Source organism: Intestinibacter sp. (genome assembly GCF_034113885.1).
Lineage (GTDB): Bacteria > Bacillota > Clostridia > Peptostreptococcales > Peptostreptococcaceae > Intestinibacter.
Map to the genome: position 1 here is coordinate 1 of NZ_JAXEWM010000065.1, position 18,938 is coordinate 18,938.

Genomic DNA, 18,938 nt, shown 5'->3' on the forward strand with positions numbered 1-18,938 from the left:
AGATACTAGAGATCAAAAAAAACTTAGAAAAATTTTTGAAGAAAATAAAATAGATGCAGTTATACATTTTGCAGCACTTAAAGCTGTTGGAGAATCTGTAGAAAAGCCGCTTGATTACTACAACAACAATTTAGTAAATACAATAACAGTTTTAGAGCTTATGAGAGAATTTGGTGTGGATAAATTTGTATTTAGTTCATCTGCCACTGTATACGGAAGTCCAAAATCTTGTCCAATAAAAGAGGATTTTCCGCTATCAACAACAAATCCTTATGGTAATACAAAGCTAATGATAGAAGATATTTTAAGAGATATATGCAAAGTTAATAAGGATTTCAATGTAGCCATACTTAGATATTTCAACCCTATTGGAGCACATGAAAGTGGACTTATAGGGGAAGAGCCTAATGGAATTCCTAATAACCTAATGCCTTATATAACAAAGGTTGCAATAGGTCAGTTAAAAGAGCTAAGCGTATTTGGAGATGACTACGATACTTCTGATGGAACAGGGGTTAGAGATTATATACATGTAGTCGATTTAGCTATAGGACATGTCAAAGCTCTTGAAAAGCTAAATCAAAATCCAGGGCTTGTTACATATAACCTAGGCACAGGTAGGGGCTATAGCGTGCTTGATTTAGTTAAAGCTTTCGAAAATGCGAGTGGAGTAAAAATTCCATATAAAATAGTAGGGAGAAGAGCCGGAGATATAGCGATGTGTTATGCAGATCCAACTAAGGCAGAAAAAGAGCTTGGATGGGTTGCAAAATACGATGTTAATAAAATGTGCAAGGATTCTTGGAATTGGCAAAGTAAAAATCCAAATGGATATAAGACATTATAAAATAAAGCTTTTGAGAAAGAAATCTTAAGAAATCTTTAGGTTTAAAATATACAAAATAAGTTTAAAATATGATATATATAATACGTAATCAAGTTTAAAATTTACATACAGCAATTATTAGGAGGATTCATTTGGAATATTTAAAAATTTTAATTTTATCTATGATTCCTGTGACGGAACTTAGGGGGGCGATTCCAATAGGGATTGCTATGAATTTAAATCCAATAGGTGTGTATATAGCGAGTGTCATTGGTTCGACATTAGTTTCAATTCCATTGGTACTGACTTATAGACATATTGTTAAGTTTATGAGGGACAAAAAAATACTTATTGGATTGCTTAACAAAATAGACCGCAAAATAGAGAACAGCATGAAAAAGATGAAGGCTGCATCTCTAGTTGGTATAATTTTATTTGTAGGGATACCACTTCCTACAACTGGAACATGGACTGCAGCTGCTATTGCGTCTATACTTAGAATGAGAATTGTAGAGGCTTTTGCAGGAGTTTTTATAGGTAATTGTGTAGCTGGAATCATTGTTTCATTAATATCATGTCACATAATATAAAATGAATTGACAATATATTACATAATGTCATTACAAATTAGTTACATACTAAATAATAGAACTAGTAACAATTTTTTAACTTATTTTTTCTGAAATATTATGGGAATTTTTTAAAAATGTGGTAATATATTAATGTAAGAAAGGGGGGAAAAGAGTATGAAGAATGCATTTAAAAAGTTTTTTATTGTACTTTTCTCAGCAATCATTTTGCTAACAGGTACTGCTCCAATAAGTAATGCAGCATCTAAACACATGATAATCGTAAATACTAAGAAAAATACATTAAATTATTATGTAAACTATACTCTAGTAAAAGAATTTAGATGTGCTACAGGAAAAGCAAGTACACCTACACCACAATGTAAAACTACTATTGTAAACAAAATTGTAGATAGACCATTTTACAAAGGAAATATACCAGGAGGAGATCCAAGAAATCCTCTAGGAAGAAGATGGATGGGGCTAAATATAAATGGAACTTATGGAAGTACTTATGGTATACATGGTAATAACGATGAATCATCTATCGGCAAAAATGTAAGTCATGGTTGTATAAGAATGCACAATAGTGAAGTTGAGTGGTTATTTGACCAAGTAACTATAGGAACAGTTGTTTTAATAAAAAATACATCAAACTCAGATGATTATATAGCTAATTACTATAACATAACAATACTAAAAAATGGATGGTTTACTAAAGATGGCAAAAAGTACTATAGAAAAGCTGATGGAACTCTAGCTAAGGGCTGGACAACTATTAATGGTAAAACTTACTATTTTGGTAAGACAACTGCAAAACTATACACTGGATGGGCTACAATAAATGGATATAAATACTATTTAGGAACAGATGGTGCTAGACGTACTGGATGGACTACAATAGGCAGCAATAAATATTACTTTGGCAAAACAACAGGTAAACTATACACTGGCTGGACTAGTATAGGCGGAAAAACTTACTATCTAGGTAAAACAACAGGTAAACTATATACTGGATGGGCTACAATAGGTGGAAAAACTTACTATTTAGGTACAGACGGTGCAAAACGTACTGGTTGGGTGACAGTAGATGGAAATAAATATTATCTAGGAACAGATGGTGTTAGACGTACTGGTTGGAGAACAATCGGAGGAAATAGATATTACTTCGGTAAGACAACAGGTAAATTATACACTGGCTGGACTAGTATAGGCGGAGAAATGTACTATCTAGGAACAGATGGTGTTATGGTCACAGGAATACAAACAATAGATGGTGTTGTTTATGAATTCGGTACAAATGGTGTATTAATAAGAACTATTACTGAAGAAGATAAACAAGAACAAGCTACACTAGACCAACAAGCTACAGATGATGAAAATTTATCAGTGGAAAATACTGAAGCTGAAGATGTAGATTCTCAACAATAGTTTATGGTAAATTTTAGAAATGCAATACTGCTTTTAAAGACGAGTCTTATGACTGCTTTGAGAGCAGTATTTTTTCTTGCAAAATTGTAAGCAAATTGTAATGAATTTGTATAACTTATTTAATTGAAATTTGATGTCAGTTAGTCTATAATAAAATAAGCTTGAAAAGTAGAACATTATATTAATTCAAATGATGAAAGTTCGCCGTCAGCATAGATTCTATGTGAAAAATATGGAAAAATAATTACGAGGGGGAATAATTTTGAAAAAATTAAATGATATCTTTAAGATAGATAGTAAAACAAAACATCAAATTTTATTATGGTTAATCGGTGGCTTGGTATTAGTGTTTGCAACAGAGTTTTTCCTTAGAGGAAGCTTAGCTGAGGTAGGTAGCTTGCTTGTAAAAACACCAGGCGTAGTGTTAGCAAATTATTTGCTTATATTGATGCTGACATCAATATTTTTTTTAGCAAAAAGAAAATATATGGTATATTTTTTATCATTCTTGGTAATATTAGGAGTATCAGTAGTAACTTTCTTCTTAATGGATGTTAGGGGTATGCCGCTTACTTTTTCAGATTTGTATTCGATAGGTGAAGCTATGGAAATAGCAGATAAGTATATTAATAAAACTGTAGTCATATTAGGTGTGTTATGCTTGGTGTTTTTAATAGCAATAGCAATATTTTTATATAAATTGGATTTTGATACAAAGAGATTTAAATTAATTAACTTTATACTTATTTTTGTTGTATCAATAGGATTTTTTTCAACTGTAAAAAATCAAAGAGCACAGCATATAATGAAATTTAAAAAGTGGGATATAGCTGAGTCCTACAAGTGCAATGGTTTAGCTTACTCTACAGTAGAATCATGCTTAAGATACATAAGAACTAAACCAAGCGATTACTCAAAAGAAAATATAGAAAAAATCAAAGAAAGAGTCGACAAAGCTGCAGCAGAGGACGATAGAGAGCTTAACCAATCTAAGCCTAATATTTTATTTGTACAATTAGAAGCTTTTATGGATCCAACAGAGATTAAAGAGGTAAAATTCAGCGAGGATCCAATACCAAACTTTAGAAAACTGACTAAATTATACACAAGTGGTATGGCAAATGTTCCAACTACAGGAGGTGGAACTGCGAGAACTGAATTTGAATCTATGACAGGACATAATATAGATTACCTTACTCCTGGTGAGATACCTTATAATACTATACTTAAGAGTAAATACTATAATTCTGTAGCTACGACTTTAGGTTCACAAGGTTATGGAACTCATGCAATACATAATTTCCAGGGAAATTTTTATAGCAGAAATAATGCCTATGCTAAATTGGGATTTGACGATTTCACATCTAAAGAATATATGAATAATTACGAATTAAATGAAAAAAATTGGGTAAAGGACGTTATCCTAGCTGATTATATAGAAAAGGCTTTAGATTCTACTGAAGGCTCTGATTTAGTATATACAATAAGTGTTCAAGGACACAGTAGCTATCCTACAGATGCAGAAAATTACGACTTCCCTATAAAGGTTACTAGTACTTTAGATAAAGAGATGGAAAATGAAATCTACTACTATGCAAACCAAATAAAGGGCAGCGACGATCTCGTAGGGAAATTAGTCGACATGATAGATAAAAGAGATGAAGATACAATAGTTTTATTCTACTCTGACCATATGCCTAACTTGAAGGTTTTTGGACAAGATGATTTTTATATAAATAAATACAAGGCTCCATTTGCGTTTTACGCAAACTACGATATAGAAAACTACGATATAGAAAAGATAGAATCTTATGAATTTAGCTCACTTATGTTCAAAGAAGCCGGATTAGAATATGGCCCAATGGAAAGATTTAACACATACATGAAGGATGAAGATGATTTTTCTAAGATGCAGGATCTTATAGAGTACGATGTTTTATTCGGCAAATCTTATTATATAGATGAGGTTGAAAAGCCTGAGAAAAACACTATGAAGATGGGATTAGATGAGATAGAGATAAAAAACATCGATATTAAGGACAACAAGATTACTTTAAATGGACAGAATTTCACAATAAATAGCAAGGTTTATTTAAATGGAAATGCTGTGAAAACTAAATTTATAGATCCAAATACACTAGAGGTAGATTACGTGGATAATTTAGATACTCTAGTAGTAAAACAAATGGGACGTAATAGTACAGAGCTTAGTTCATCTAATGAGTTTAAATACAGTCAAACAAAATAATTAAATCAGGGGGGATATTTGCTAGATGGTAAATATTCCTTTTTTAGCGATTTCTTAAAACAAATATAACATTAATCAGATAAAATGAATAAAAATTAAATAATTGGTAAAAATATAAAATAACTGGAAATTATACTGAATAATGATAAATATATAATGTAATTTGGTAATATGGGAGGGGAACTGAGTGTCAAGAACTGCAAAAAACGCTGTAATAATTATGATAGCGACATTATTATCTAGAGTATTGGGATTTTTAAGAGAGACTATATTAGCTAATTTTTACGGTACAAGCATGGTGGCAGATGTATTTGTACTTACACTTAATATCCCGGGTTTGATTATATCTATTGTAGGTTCGGTGATTTACATGATGTATATCCCTGTGTACTACGATACTAAGGAGCGACTGGGAGAGGAAGGATCTCTTGAATTTACCAATAATATATTAAATATTTTATGTATATTCTCTATAATAGTGTCATTATTGGGTATAATTTTCGCATCAGAGATAATAAAAATATTCGCAATTGGTTTTGAAGGTGAAAAATTTGATCTGGCAGTCAAGTTTTTACGCATTATGATGCTTGGAGTTTTATTTTTATCTCTAAATAAAATTCAATCATCTTTTCTACAAGTAAAAGACAGCTATTTGCCAGCAGCTCTTGTAGGTGTTGTCTACAACATATGCATCATAATATCTATATTCTTAAGTGTGAGATATGGAAGCTACTATTTGGCAATAGGTGCCTTATTAGGACTTGTTGGTCAGGTTTTATTACTAGTTCCATTTATGCAAAAAAAGGGCTATCGATATAGATTTTACATAAAATTGAAGGATGAATCGATTTTAAAAATGGTCAAATTGAGTATACCGATGATGATAGGTGTGGCGATGAGTCAGCTAAATGTTTATGTAGATAAGGCACTTGCAAGTACATTAGGTGATGGTAAGCTTTCTGCTCTCAACTACGCTTCTAGGCTAAATGATTTTGTAGTGGCTTTATTTGTAACCTCATTGATAACAGTAATATATCCTAAGATGTCTCAGTTTGTAAATGACGATGATAAAAAAAGCTTTAAAAAGATAATCGTGAAGTCTAGTAACTGCCTGCTATTAGTAGTAGTTCCGATAACGGTTGGAGCCGTAATTTTATCAGAGCCGATAGTCAGAGTCCTTCTACAAAGAGGTAGTTTCAGCAGCGAATCCACTGTAATGACTTCTAATGCACTTAAATTATACGCTATAGGTGTGATAGGATATGCTGTCAAGGAGATTTTGAGCAGGGGATTTTATTCGCTAGGAGATACAAAGACACCTATGATAAACTCATCATTATCTGTAATTATAAATATAATATTGGATTTAATATTTATAAAGCCGTTTAGCTATATGGGACTAGCGATGGCTACTAGTATTTCATATATGGTGACAGTAGTTTTGATGTTTTTTAGTCTAAGAAGAAAGGTAGGCTCTTTTAATGGAAAGTCAGTCTTTTCTACATTTGTTAAATCCTTGCTAGCTTCAATAGCTATGTCTATAGGTGTAATTTTTACTTATAATAGTTTGATTTCAATTTTAGGTATGGCATTTTTAGCAGAAGTTATATCTTTAGCAGCTAGTATTTTATTTGGAGCGACAATTTACATAGTTTTTATAAAAGTATTAAAGGTAGCAGAAATGAAAATATTAGAAGATACTATTAAACATTTATTTGTAAAACAAAGATAATCGTCAATAAAGCTCCAAAAACTTGTGAAAAAATATAGATATGTAAATTTATTAAAAAATAAATATATTATCAAAAAAAATAGGTTAAAAATCGAATGAAAATGTTTTTCTGCTTTAAATTTAAAGTTAAAAAAACATATACTATAAAATTTTTTTGTTTTAAAAAGTGTATATAATGACCTCAACACCCTCATTGACTGGAAAAATGATCCGAAATATGCTAAAATAGAAAATATAAAATTATTAACAATTAGGGGGGTGAGTGTCAAACATATGTTTACTGAAAAGAAAACAAAATCGACACTATCTAAAGCCTTAGCTTTAGGAATGGTTGCAACTTCGGTATCACTTGGGGCACAAACAGCAACAGTTGATGCAGCTAACACAGAAAATACAGGAACAACTTCAACATATAAAACTCAAACATCAACAAAAACAGGAACTGTAACAGTTTATGCATTAAATATAAGAAAAGGACCTGGTACATCTTACAGTGTAATAGGTGGCTTAACAGAAGGACAAAAGGTTACAGTTATAAGTACTGCCAGCAATGGATGGTACAAAATAAAAACATCATCAGGAAAAGTTGGATATGTAAGTCCAGATTATTTAAAGGTATCTGGAAAAACTTCAACAGATAATAGTTCTAAAGGTGGAGCTTATGTAGTAAAAAGCTACTCAACAATTAAAAAAGTTGGTAGAGTTACTACAAGCACATTACGCGTTAGAACAGGTCCATCTACATCTTACAGCATAAAGAGAAATATTTACAAAGGATATGTAGTTGGCATACAAAAACAATACAGCAATGGTTGGTATAAAGTTAAATTAAAAAACGGAACAACAGGATATGTTTGTGGAGATTATTTAAAAATAACTTCAGGAACATCAGCTGACTTAAAGAGTGGAAGCTCAACATCAGACAATGGTAATAACGGTGGATCAACTAATGTCAGCTCAAAAACACAAGCTGTTGTAAATATGGTAAAAAGACAAGTTGGTAAACCATATGTTTATGGAGCAGCTGGACCAAATTCTTTTGACTGTTCAGGTCTTACATATTATTGCTACAAAAATGCAGCTGGAATATACTTAAATAGATCTTCAGCAGCACAAGCATCAAACGGAAGATATGTCAGCAAAAGTAATCTAAAACCAGGGGATTTAGTATTCTTTAACAGTGGTACAAGCCGTATACGCCATGTAGGTATGTACGTTGGAAATGGACAGTTTATACATGCTCCAAGCCCAGGAAAAACTGTAAGATACGAAAACTTATACTCTTCTTACTATGTAAAAGGATATGTAACTGCTAGAAGAATAATAGGATAATAAATTTTTAGAGATATTAAAATACCACATAATACTATGCTCGAGAGTAGTGTAGTTTTATGTGGTATTTTTTGCGTTTTAGAGAATATACGAGGGGTAGCCTTCATAAAATTTACTATAAATGTTATAGGAGTATCTAGAGTATATTTAGTGGAGGTATTTGGTATGGTAAATATTACAAATAGATTGGTCGATAAAAAAATAAATAATATCAGATTTTTTTTAAATTACCCTGAAATTGAAGTAGAAACTCAAAGTGAGGAGGTGGAAAAATTTACATCATTTGTAAATGAATTTATAAAAAATGATGTGAGTATTTTTGAAGAGGTTGTAATATCTAGCTTAGGTGAGGAATTAATAGTAGGAAATATCAACGTTATTTCCGAATTTCAAAGAGCTTTTAATAAAAATAATATAATCAGCATACCCGTAGAATTTTCACAAATTATTGGACTTACAGATATCAGCCATATATCTAGTTATAATTACGATTTTAATAATATGGAAAAAATTACATTAGATACTCTTTTTAAGGAGGAGGTAGATTTTGAGAGAATAATACAAAATTATATAATGGAGGAAATTTATGAGATTTTAGAAAAGTACAGAGGATATGTTGGGTACGATATTTACGAATTGATAAGCGAATCCATTTATATATGTGAGGATCCAGTTTTTTATTTCAATGATAGAAATTTAGTGATTTGTATATCTAGCTTTGAGCTTACAAGCAAGGTGTGCAATTTAATTGAGTTTTCTATATGCTTTAAAAAAATAAAAAATATATTGAGCGATTATGCGCTTCAATATATTGTTTCATATTGATGAAACATCGTGCTTAAAATGGTTTCATGTCGATATAAAACGATATTTTTGTTCAAATAGGAGAAAAATCTATGGGGAGTGAGAAAATGGTAAATTTTACAAAATACAATAGAGAAGCAGCTGCACAATACGCCATGAAATGGGCATTATCAAGGAATACAGCCTATAGAGATTATGAAAATTGGGGTGGTGATTGCACTAATTTTATATCACAATGTGTACATGCTGGAGGTATAATTTTTGATCATGAGGGTAATAATATATTAAAACAGTGGTATTGGTACAGCGATATGAGCAGAACCCCTAGCTGGACTGCAGCAGAGCCTTTTTACAAATATATTATAGGAAATAATTCTAGCAATACGCATAATTTTGGAATTTACGCTGAGGAGGTGGACTATTACGATTTAGAGGTTGGAGATATTGTACAGCTTATATATGAGGATAATTTGGCATATCATACTATGATAATAAGCGACGTCATTTTAGATGGAAATTTTTTAGTCGATTATTTAATCTGCCAGCATACTTATGATTTATTAAATTATCCACTTAGTTTAAAAGTAGGTGAAAAAAGATATATAAAAATATTCGGATATTATGATTAATAATCAGTTTAAATGTCAATAATATTTGAAAAAAGCCTTTCTAAATGATAAAATTACTTTATAATAGATAGGAAATTATATACATTTTAAAATATGGATAAGTATAATTCCCTATAAAGTGTATTTGTAGAAAATCAACATTGTAGATTTTTAGAAGAAGGATTTTCTTATAATAAGAATTTTTGATATAAGAAAGGTGAAGCTAGTGACTAAAAGAAAAATAACCAATAAAAAAACTACTAAAAGTAGGAAAAAAAGAAAAAAGGGTTTACACAGAAAGAAAACATCTGTCAATAAGAAAAAGCTTGTAGTAGTTATAGTTTGTGCAATTATAGTGCTTTTTGCAGTGGGATTTGTCGGTAAGAAAACAGTAAGCTTTGTAAGCAATGTCTGGCCTAATATAATTTCCTTGAAGGACTCTTTGACAGGCGGCAAGGTGGACAAGTCGAATGTAAATTCTGATGAACAATTTGATGTTGGAGACGAGAATAAAGATACTTTACAAAAGAAACACAATGTATTTATAGATGTAGGCTGTGGAGGCTATGAAACAGGATATGTTACATCTAAAATAAAAGAAAAGGATATGAATTTAAAAATAGCTAAAAAAGTCGCAAAAAAATTAGCTAAGGAAGACGATATAAACGTGATCTTATCTAGACAAGAGGATGTTTACCTAAGTCCAGACGAGAGAAAAACTCTAGCAGAAAATGAAAAAGCAGAGGTATTTGTGTCTATTCATATGGCTGGTGAAAAATCAGGTGATGCTTCAGGTGTAGAAACTATCTACCAAAAAGATTCAGAAAATGGTTCTTACGACTTAGCTGTCATTATGCAAACCTCTATATCAGCGTATGTAAAGGCTAAAGACAGGGGTACGAGTGCTTATGATATGAGTGTGTTAAGAGATAATAGTATACCTGCTGTATATATCCAATGTGGTTTTTTAAGTAATTCCTCAGAATTAAAAAACTTAAATAACAGTAAATATCAGGATGACTTGGCAGAGGGAATTGCACAGGGTATATTAACTTATATAGATGCTAAAAAATAAAAAGGGGTGCTAAAATGGCTGATTTAGAAGTAAAGAAAATTTTAATTGAAGAATCTTTGAGAAAAAATCAAATGTCACAGGTGTTTGATGTCGTTTCAAATGACAAAATGGTATTTTTTAGATCATTACAAGAATATCAAAAAAATAAATTATTATTAGGTATAATATTAGATGAATCTGCCTATACTACAATTACTATATTCTTTGGTAAATTAGTAGATGAGTCTAAGAAGGATGATGTTATAAAATTAATAAATGAATTAAATGGTATACATAATGTAGAAAAATTCGTTTTAAATAAAAATAACGAACTTTTAGTTCAAATTCCATATGTATCTTTATCACAAGACTTCAATGGAGATGTTGCAATAGACTTACTAAGAGCTCTTTATGGAATGCTTACTAAAAATGCATATTCAAGATTTAAAGAAATTCTTGGAGAAGATATGTACAATAAATTATAAAAAGTAGGAATACAAATTTAATTTAAAGGTCAATTAGGGGGTCAATTTTGGGTATATTTAGCAAATTATATCCGAAGTTGACTTTTGTAAATTGTGGATAATTAGTATTTCTATTTAAATAATATAGCTGTAGAAATTGTGAATAAATATAATTTTCGTTTAATGGGGGAAAAATTATGAGTGGGAGTTTTGCAGTTTCAAAAAAATACGAAAGTCACCTAGATATTAAGACGAGAAAAGAGAGAGGTATTTACTATACTCCCTATATAGTGGTTGAATACATACTGGATAAGACATTGAAATCACACGATGTAGTCGAAAATCCATATCCTAGAGTCTTAGATCTATGTTGTGGTTGTGGTAATTTTTTGATAAAATCTTATGAAATACTTTATAAAAAATTTTATCAAAATATAGATAATTTAAACCAAAAATACGGACAAAATTTTATATCAGAAGAAAATATAGGCTTACATATTATGAAAAACTGTATTTTTGGTGTGGATACAGATAAAGACGCCTTGGATATTTTAAAAAGTCAATTTGTGGATATATTAGAAGAAACTGATGCAGAGTTTATAGAGGAATTTAATATATTTTGTGGAGACAGCTTGAAGATAGATTTCAAAGATGTTTTCGGTGTGGATAAATTTGATTATATAGTCGGAAATCCACCTTATATAGGTCAAAAATTACTAGACAATGAATATAAGAAATTTTTATATAAAGAATACGAAGAAGTCTACAGGGGTAAAGGTGATTTATATTTTTGTTTTTACAAGAGGATTTTAGACCTGCTAGATAAGAATGGGGTTGCCGGTATTATTACGCCAAGGTATTTTATGCAAAGTCCCTCAGGTAAATTTCTCAGAAGGTATTTAATCGAAAATTGTGATATAAATACGATAGTAGATTTTTTAGGTGCTAATATATTTAATAATCTCGGGATAGCGAGCTGTATAGTTTTATTTAAGCGTAAAAATTTTAATAAAAATTATATAGATTTATACAAGATAATAGATGATAATATAAGTATCAAGCAGATAACAAATTTAGAGGATTATTTAAATCAAGGAAATTTTAAAAAAATAAATATAAATCTGGATTCTCTTGGGGAGTCTTGGATGATGGTAGATAAAGAGGAATTTGAGTTTTACAACAAGATTCAAAGCAACAGTCAATATTTTTTAGAAGAAATTTGTGAAAGCTTTCAAGGCATAATTACAGGATGTGATAAGGCATTTGTCATAAGGAATGACGATAAAAATATAGAAAAAATAAACAAAAATTTATTAAAAAATTGGATAAAAAACAAGAATGTTGGGAAATATATAATAAATAATTCACAATATAAATTGATTTACACAAACGATATAGACAGAGAGGAAGATTATAAATTTGTAATAGATACGTTCTTATTACCTTATAAAGAAAAGCTATCTAGTAGAAGAGAATGTATGAAGAACACTAGAAAATGGTATGAGCTGCAATGGGGTAGGGATAAGCAATTATTCGAACAGAAAAAGATAATGTATCCCTATAAATCTAGAAATAACAGATTTGCTATAGACGTTGATAATAGCTATGTCAGCGCTGATGTCTACTCATTTTATATAAAGGACAAGTATAAGAAGGAATTTTCATATGAGTATTTAGTAGGCTTATTAAATTCTAAAGTATACGATAAATACTTCAAGATAATCGGCAAGGAAATGGGCAAAAAAATATTTGATTACTATCCAAATAAGGTCATGAAATTGAAGATTTTTAAAGATGAAAATTATGAAGAAATAGAAGATCTATCTAGACAGATAATATCACTTTCCGAGAGAAAGATGGAAATAGAAGAAAAAATTGTGGAAAATTTAACAATATCAATGGTTTCAGATGATTTTTCAAAAGTTTCCAACAGTAAAACGAATGTAAAAATACAAGACAAAAAAATTTCTCTCTTAAAGGAAAAATATTACCTTGAAAATCAGATAGATTTCTTAGAAAATATAATAGAGAAGAGAATTAAAAATTCTCTAGATTTAAAATAGCAAAATGAGTTTATAGCTTTTACGATATAATGTTTATAGCACTTGGATTTTAAATTAGGTGATGTAAATGAAAGGTTTAGTTTTATCGGGTGGAGGCACTAAGGGTGCTTACCAATTTGGAGCATATAAGGCTTTAAAGGAGTTAGGAATAGAGTTTGATGGAGTAGCTGGAACTTCGATAGGAGCCTTAAATGGAGCCTTTATAGTTCAAGATGACTTCAAAAATATGGAGGATATTTGGTTAAATAAAGACTACAAGAGTTTTATGGACATAGAAGAGGATTTTTATGAAAAATACAAAAATATCGCCATGAAGCCTAAAAGCATAAATGCGATTTTAGAGCTTATGAATAAAGTTAGAAAAAATGAAGGAATTGACATAACACCTTTAAGAAATTTACTAAAAGAGAATATAGATGAAGAAAAAATTAGAAATTCTCCTAAGGATTTTGGTTTAGTAACTGTTTACTTAGATAATAAAAAAATAGTTCCTAAGCATCTTATGAAGGAGGATATACCAGAAGGGCAGCTTGTTGATTATTTAATCGCAAGTGCTAGCTTACCAATATTTCAGCTAGATAAATTAGACGATAAATTGTATTTAGATGGATTTTTCTCTGACAATACACCAGTTGGGTTATTGGCTAGTAGAGGTTATGATGATATAATAGTAATTAGATTATCAAATGACAATATAGGAGAAAAAAATCTACAAAAGTACAAAGACATAAATTTAACAGTGATAAGACCGTCTATGAGTCTCGGAGGTTCATTAAATAAAGACAAGGATCACATGGATAAAATTGCAAAGCTTGGATATATGGATACAATGAAGGTATTTAAACGATATGATGGAGTTAAATACTTCTTCAATGCGGATTTTAGATATGATGAAGAGACTTGTTTTGAGACTATAAAAAATTTAGACATCGATACAATAAAAGAGCTTTGCGGTATATTAAAAATAAAGAGACCGCCAAGTCTTAGAGTTTTACTTGAGGAGATAGTTCCAAAGCTTGGAAATATCTTAAATCTCGATAAGGAATTTACATATAAGGATATTTTTTATAGTATATATGAAAGAAAGCTTGAGGAAAATAATATAGATGTTTTGAATTTATATGATTTTTCAAAAGTAGTAGATCTGATCAATACGAAGATTGATTCAGATGATTGTGATTATGAAAATAATGAAAATAAATACATTATTTTACTAAATAAAAAAGAAAAAAATGAAAAGGCAATAATAGATACAATTCTCAATGATTTTAAAAATCAGAGTTTGAAAAAAATGCCTATTTAAATTTTTTATGTATATTAATTAGGAGGTTACATTATGGAAAAATCAGTAGTAATAAAAAACGCAACAGGTTTACATGCTAGACCAGCAGGAATGTTTGTAAAGAAAGCTTCAGAATTCACTTCAACAGTAGAAGTATTAGCTAAAGGAAAAACTGTAAACGCTAAATCAATCATGGGTATAATGAGCTTAGGTTTAGGACAAGGTGAAGAAATAGTTATAAAAGCTGAAGGTGCAGACGATGCTGCTGCAGTAGATGCATTAGTAGAATTAATCGAAAGCGGATTTGGTGAATAATCCAAAACGATAAAAAAAAAAAGAAAACCTGGGTCAGTCCCAGGTTTTTGCGTAAAATTTTAGACAACTAGAAATTATCTGAGAGATTCAGTTTCATATAAAATAAATAAAAAATAGGGTTATATTTTAGGAGGAATAAATATGTTTAAAGGAACAGCAGCTTCACCAGGTATTGTTCTTGGGAAAGCGTTAGTATTAGAACATAATGAATTAGTAATAGAAAAAAAATCAATATCAGATGTAGATGCAGAAGTAGCAAAATTAAACGATGCAGTAGCAATATCAAAAGCAGAACTTGAAAAAGTTAGAGATAAAGCAAAAGTAGAATTAGGAGAAGAAGAAGCTCAAATCTTCGAATCTCATTTATTAGTTTTAGAAGACCCAGAATTATTAGGATCTGCAATAGACAAAGTAAAAGCTGAAGGTGTAAATGCAGACTTTGCATTAAATGAAATAAAAGAAATGTTCGTTGGTATGTTTGAATCTATGGATAACGAATACATGAGAGAAAGAGCAGCTGACATAAAAGACGTAACTAACAGAATATTAAGACATTTATTAGGTGTTAAAATAGTTGACTTAGCAGCTTTAGAAGATGAAGTAGTTTTAGTTGCACATGACTTAACTCCATCAGATACAGCTACTATGGACAAAAAGAAAGTTTTAGGTTTCTTAACTGATATCGGTGGTAGAACTTCTCATACAGCTATAATGGCTAGAACTTTAGAAGTTGCTGCAATAGTTGGTTTAACTGATGCTACAGAAAAAATCAAAGATGGAGATTTCGTAGTATTCAACGGAGATACTGGTGAAGTTATAATAAACCCAGATCAAGAAACTATAGATAAATACGCTCAAATGAAAAAAGACTTTGAGGAATACAAAAAATCATTAGAATTATTAAAAGGACAACCATCTGTTACAACTGATGGAAAACACGTTGAATTAGCAGGAAATATAGGTACTCCAAACGATGTTGATGGATTACTTAAAAACGACGCTGAAGGTGTTGGTCTTTATAGAACTGAATTCTTATACATGGATAGAAGTGATTTCCCAACTGAAGACGAACAATACGAAGCTTACAAAGCAGTTCTTGAAGGAATGAGTGGAAAACCAGTTGTTATAAGAACTCTAGATATAGGTGGAGATAAAAAACTTGACTACCTACAAATGGACGAAGAAATGAACCCATTCTTAGGATACAGAGCAATCAGACTTTGCCTAGATAGAAAAGAAATATTTACAACTCAATTAAGAGCTTTATATAGAGCTAGTGTTCACGGAAAATTAAGAATAATGTTCCCAATGATATCTTCTCTAGAAGAATTATTACAAGCTAAAGCTACTTGTGAAGAAGTAAAAGCTCAGTTAGATGCTGAAGGTATAGCTTACTCTAAAGAAGTAGAAGTTGGTATGATGATAGAAGTTCCATCTGCAGCAGTAATATCTGATGTACTTGCTAAACATGTTGACTTCTTCTCTATAGGAACAAACGACTTAATCCAATACACTTGTGCAGTAGACAGAATGAACCAAAAGATAAGCTACTTATATAACCAATTTAACCCAGCTGTATTAAGATTAATAAAAATGGTTATAGAAAATGCTCATAAAGAAGGTAAATGGGCTGGAATGTGTGGAGAAGCTGCAGGAGATCAAAGAATGATACCTATACTTTTAGGATTTGGTCTAGATGAATTCTCTATGAGTCCAATATCTATATTACCAGCTAGAAAATTAATAAATTCTGTAAGTGAAGCTGATATGAAGGCATTTGCTGACAAAGTTTTAGAACTTGGAACAGCTAAAGAAATCGAAGCTTTCATAGCTGAAACTTTTAAATAGGATATTTTAAAGTAGTTACCGAAAAATTTATATATATATATTTTTAGCCGATTTTTAAACAAAATCGGCTTATTTTTAGTTTTTTGTGACAATTATTTATAAAAATTTAATTTACTATTTAAAAATATATGATAGAATATAGTTTATAGTAAAAAATAGTTACAATAATGTTACAATTTTATGGAAAAAATATTAAAAAAACGTGAATAGGATGTGTCTATTTTGTCCATAATCAAAATAGAAAGAACATCAGTTTGATATTTCCATAGCGAGAATTTAATATTTAACTAAGTAATTAAATCTGGAAAGGAGGATGTTATGTACGATAAAACTACTATAATTCAACTTATAATAATAGCTGTGGGGATAGCTATGTTATTTTATCTAGGTGTGAGAGAAAAACGTAAAAACGAGGATAATATAAAGAATTTAGCCGTGAGAATAAATGTCAACGGTATAAGAGGAAAATCTACCGTGACTAGACTTGTAACAGGGGTTTTAAGTGAGGCAGGTTACAAGGTCGTAGGTAAGACAACTGGTACATCACCAAGGATGATATATTGGAACAAGGACAAGGAAGAGGTAATAAGACGTAAAGCCGGTGCCAATATAAAAGAACAAATTCAAGTAATCGACAAGGCGAGAAAGGTTGGGGCAGATGCATTAGTCTGTGAATGTATGGCTGTCAGACCAGAATACCAAGACGTCTACCAAAACGACATATTTAAAGCAAATATAACAGTAATAGTAAATGTCTTAGAAGACCACTTAGATGTCATGGGTCCAACTACAGATGAAATTGCGATGGCATTTTCAAACACTATACCACACGATGGCTATTTAGTAGTCGACAATGGACCTTATGTCGATTATTTCACAGAGGAATGTAAGAAGAGAAATACAAAAATAGTCGTAGCAGATAATTCAAAAATACCAGAGGGGCTAGTTGAAAAATTCAGATATACAATATTTGAGGACAATATATCTCTTGCTCTAGCTGTGGCAGAAATTCTAGAGATAGATCCTGAGGTTGCGTTTGAAGGAATGCTAGCTGCTAACCCAGACCCAGGTGCTGCTACTATAGTTGATTTTGGACGCAGAGGAGAGAGCAGTATTTTTGTAAATGGATTTGCTGCAAATGAGCCATCATCTACCCTAGCTATTTGGGATAAAATAAAAGGAAATCTTCAAAATACAGACAACCCAATTATTTTATTCAACGGTAGAGAAGACAGAGTCGATAGAACTGACCAGTTTATCGCGGATTGTTTCCCTTATTTTACAGGAGATGTGACTTTGGTGGCGATGGGAGAAGGTAGCGACCATATAGACAAGGCTATCCAAGCTGGTAAATTGAATAATATCAAGGAATACATCGATTTATCAGATTTAGATATAGAAGAATTAATCGAAAAATTATATTCTATGTCTAAAGATAGAGTAATCTACGGTATAGGTAATATACATGGAGATGCAGATATTTTATTACAAGAAATGTTTGGAATTTATATAAATGATGAAGAAAATTCAAACAGTGAAGGATTTAGTTTTGGATCAAAAGGCAGCTTAAGTGCTCATTTTCAAAACTTATTTTAGAGAGATTATTTAAAGACGTATTGAGGAGGACAAATGTATATAACAGATTTTTACATGTCATTAGTAATAGGTGTTGTCGCAACTTTACTATTTGTAGAGTCATTTGGAATCACACCAGGTGGAATTATCGTTGCAAGTTACCTGGCTTTAGTTTTTGATTCACCTATAACAATGGTATTAATATTTTTAGTTTCGTTTATAACTTACGGCATTGTAAACTTTATATTGCCTAAGTTTGTTATACTATATGGTAGAAGAAGATTTGTTGCGACTATTGTAATAGCCGTAGCATTAAAGCTTATCTTTGAAGCCATTTATCCAATGACACCATTTCCTACTTTCGAGTTTAGAGGAATAGGTATAATAGTGCCTGCATTACTATCAAACTGCTATTGTAAGCAAGGTGTGAAATTAACTTTAGTTTCAACTCTTGTCATGACTGCTGTAGTTTATGGAATAATGCAAATAGTTTACTTAGTGTAGGTGATTTTTATGGAAAGAAAATTAACTTTAAAAGAAAAAATACAAGCTTTCATAAAAAGACAGCCTAAAACATCAGGTAAGTCTGTAATAGCTATTATATTGGTACTATCTCTAGTAGTATTTGGAGCAGGCACAATGGGAGATGCAATTGACAAAGACAACGCCACAAAAACTAAAAGCGCTTACGATGGAGATAGCTTAGTTAAGGGTACTGTTGTTGGAGATATGATGCTTGGAAGATCAATTATGAACAAGGGTTCAAAGAACGATTACAGTGGTATGT

General features: G+C 30.7%; 16 protein-coding genes and 1 pseudogene. All 17 read left to right on the forward strand.

Annotated elements, in window-relative coordinates:
• Positions 1-847: UDP-glucose 4-epimerase GalE (gene galE / locus SPD90_RS04020; protein ID WP_320924375.1), on the forward strand; the 847-nt coding region annotated here is incomplete at its 5' end.
• A gap of 131 nt (positions 848-978) precedes the next feature.
• Entirely contained in the window at positions 979-1,416 is a 438-nt protein-coding gene (locus SPD90_RS04025; RefSeq protein ID WP_320625183.1) for a COG2426 family protein, read from the forward strand.
• A 156-nt stretch (positions 1,417-1,572) separates the two neighbouring features.
• Positions 1,573-2,826: a L,D-transpeptidase family protein gene (locus tag SPD90_RS04030; RefSeq protein WP_320924376.1), complete on the forward strand. Its 1,254-nt coding sequence runs from the start codon at positions 1,573-1,575 to the stop codon at positions 2,824-2,826.
• A 262-nt stretch (positions 2,827-3,088) separates the two neighbouring features.
• Positions 3,089-5,074 carry an LTA synthase family protein gene (locus tag SPD90_RS04035; protein WP_320625181.1) on the forward strand — a complete coding sequence of 662 codons (1,986 nt, stop codon included), beginning with the start codon at positions 3,089-3,091 and terminating at the stop codon, positions 5,072-5,074.
• 187 nt (positions 5,075-5,261) lie between these two features.
• On the forward strand, positions 5,262-6,806 hold the full coding sequence (murJ, locus tag SPD90_RS04040; RefSeq protein ID WP_320924377.1) for a murein biosynthesis integral membrane protein MurJ: 1,545 nt from the start codon (positions 5,262-5,264) through the stop codon (positions 6,804-6,806).
• A 258-nt stretch (positions 6,807-7,064) separates the two neighbouring features.
• The gene (locus SPD90_RS04045) at positions 7,065-8,138 is read left to right on the forward strand and encodes a C40 family peptidase (RefSeq protein WP_320625179.1); all 1,074 of its coding nucleotides are present in this window, start codon (positions 7,065-7,067) and stop codon (positions 8,136-8,138) included.
• Positions 8,139-8,303: 165 nt separating this feature from the next.
• Positions 8,304-8,963, forward strand: a complete 660-nt coding sequence (locus SPD90_RS04050; RefSeq protein ID WP_320924378.1) for a hypothetical protein — start codon at positions 8,304-8,306, stop codon at positions 8,961-8,963.
• Between the two features lie 71 nt (positions 8,964-9,034).
• Complete coding sequence (locus SPD90_RS04055; RefSeq protein ID WP_320623822.1) at positions 9,035-9,571, forward strand: amidase domain-containing protein; 537 nt, start codon at positions 9,035-9,037, stop codon at positions 9,569-9,571.
• 205 nt (positions 9,572-9,776) lie between these two features.
• A complete protein-coding gene (locus SPD90_RS04060) occupies positions 9,777-10,625 on the forward strand; it encodes an N-acetylmuramoyl-L-alanine amidase (RefSeq protein ID WP_320623823.1) in 849 nt (282 codons plus the stop codon).
• A 14-nt stretch (positions 10,626-10,639) separates the two neighbouring features.
• Positions 10,640-11,089 (forward strand): hypothetical protein, encoded by a 450-nt coding sequence (locus SPD90_RS04065; RefSeq protein WP_320623824.1) that lies wholly within the window; start codon positions 10,640-10,642, stop codon positions 11,087-11,089.
• Between the two features lie 176 nt (positions 11,090-11,265).
• Positions 11,266-13,131 carry an Eco57I restriction-modification methylase domain-containing protein gene (locus SPD90_RS04070; protein WP_320924379.1) on the forward strand — a complete coding sequence of 622 codons (1,866 nt, stop codon included), beginning with the start codon at positions 11,266-11,268 and terminating at the stop codon, positions 13,129-13,131.
• Between the two features lie 67 nt (positions 13,132-13,198).
• The gene (locus SPD90_RS04075; RefSeq protein ID WP_320627333.1) at positions 13,199-14,434 is read left to right on the forward strand and encodes a patatin-like phospholipase family protein; all 1,236 of its coding nucleotides are present in this window, start codon (positions 13,199-13,201) and stop codon (positions 14,432-14,434) included.
• A gap of 33 nt (positions 14,435-14,467) precedes the next feature.
• Positions 14,468-14,728 carry an HPr family phosphocarrier protein gene (locus tag SPD90_RS04080; RefSeq protein ID WP_320627332.1) on the forward strand — a complete coding sequence of 87 codons (261 nt, stop codon included), beginning with the start codon at positions 14,468-14,470 and terminating at the stop codon, positions 14,726-14,728.
• Positions 14,729-14,869: 141 nt separating this feature from the next.
• Positions 14,870-16,576, forward strand: coding sequence for a phosphoenolpyruvate--protein phosphotransferase (gene ptsP, locus SPD90_RS04085; RefSeq protein WP_320924380.1), 1,707 nt, complete (start codon positions 14,870-14,872; stop codon positions 16,574-16,576).
• Between the two features lie 318 nt (positions 16,577-16,894).
• Positions 16,895-18,172, forward strand: a complete 1,278-nt coding sequence (gene pgsB, locus SPD90_RS04090; RefSeq protein ID WP_320924381.1) for a poly-gamma-glutamate synthase PgsB — start codon at positions 16,895-16,897, stop codon at positions 18,170-18,172.
• Between the two features lie 33 nt (positions 18,173-18,205).
• The gene (gene pgsC, locus SPD90_RS04095) at positions 18,206-18,655 is read left to right on the forward strand and encodes a poly-gamma-glutamate biosynthesis protein PgsC (RefSeq protein WP_320924382.1); all 450 of its coding nucleotides are present in this window, start codon (positions 18,206-18,208) and stop codon (positions 18,653-18,655) included.
• A 9-nt stretch (positions 18,656-18,664) separates the two neighbouring features.
• Positions 18,665-18,938: pseudogene (locus SPD90_RS04100) on the forward strand (CapA family protein); the annotation flags it as partial.

Bases quoted from the DNA above. Each gene is read 5' to 3' on its own strand.
- SPD90_RS04070 (WP_320924379.1), top strand. From the start codon at position 11,266: ATGAGTGGGAGTTTTGCAGTTTCAAAAAAATACGAAAGTCACCTAGAT.
- SPD90_RS04065 (WP_320623824.1), top strand. From the start codon at position 10,640: ATGGCTGATTTAGAAGTAAAGAAAATTTTAATTGAAGAATCTTTGAGA.
- ptsP (WP_320924380.1), top strand. From the start codon at position 14,870: ATGTTTAAAGGAACAGCAGCTTCACCAGGTATTGTTCTTGGGAAAGCG.
- SPD90_RS04030 (WP_320924376.1), top strand. From the start codon at position 1,573: ATGAAGAATGCATTTAAAAAGTTTTTTATTGTACTTTTCTCAGCAATC.
- pgsB (WP_320924381.1), top strand. From the start codon at position 16,895: ATGTACGATAAAACTACTATAATTCAACTTATAATAATAGCTGTGGGG.
- pgsC (WP_320924382.1), top strand. From the start codon at position 18,206: ATGTATATAACAGATTTTTACATGTCATTAGTAATAGGTGTTGTCGCA.
- SPD90_RS04050 (WP_320924378.1), top strand. From the start codon at position 8,304: ATGGTAAATATTACAAATAGATTGGTCGATAAAAAAATAAATAATATC.
- SPD90_RS04075 (WP_320627333.1), top strand. From the start codon at position 13,199: ATGAAAGGTTTAGTTTTATCGGGTGGAGGCACTAAGGGTGCTTACCAA.
- SPD90_RS04055 (WP_320623822.1), top strand. From the start codon at position 9,035: ATGGGGAGTGAGAAAATGGTAAATTTTACAAAATACAATAGAGAAGCA.
- SPD90_RS04080 (WP_320627332.1), top strand. From the start codon at position 14,468: ATGGAAAAATCAGTAGTAATAAAAAACGCAACAGGTTTACATGCTAGA.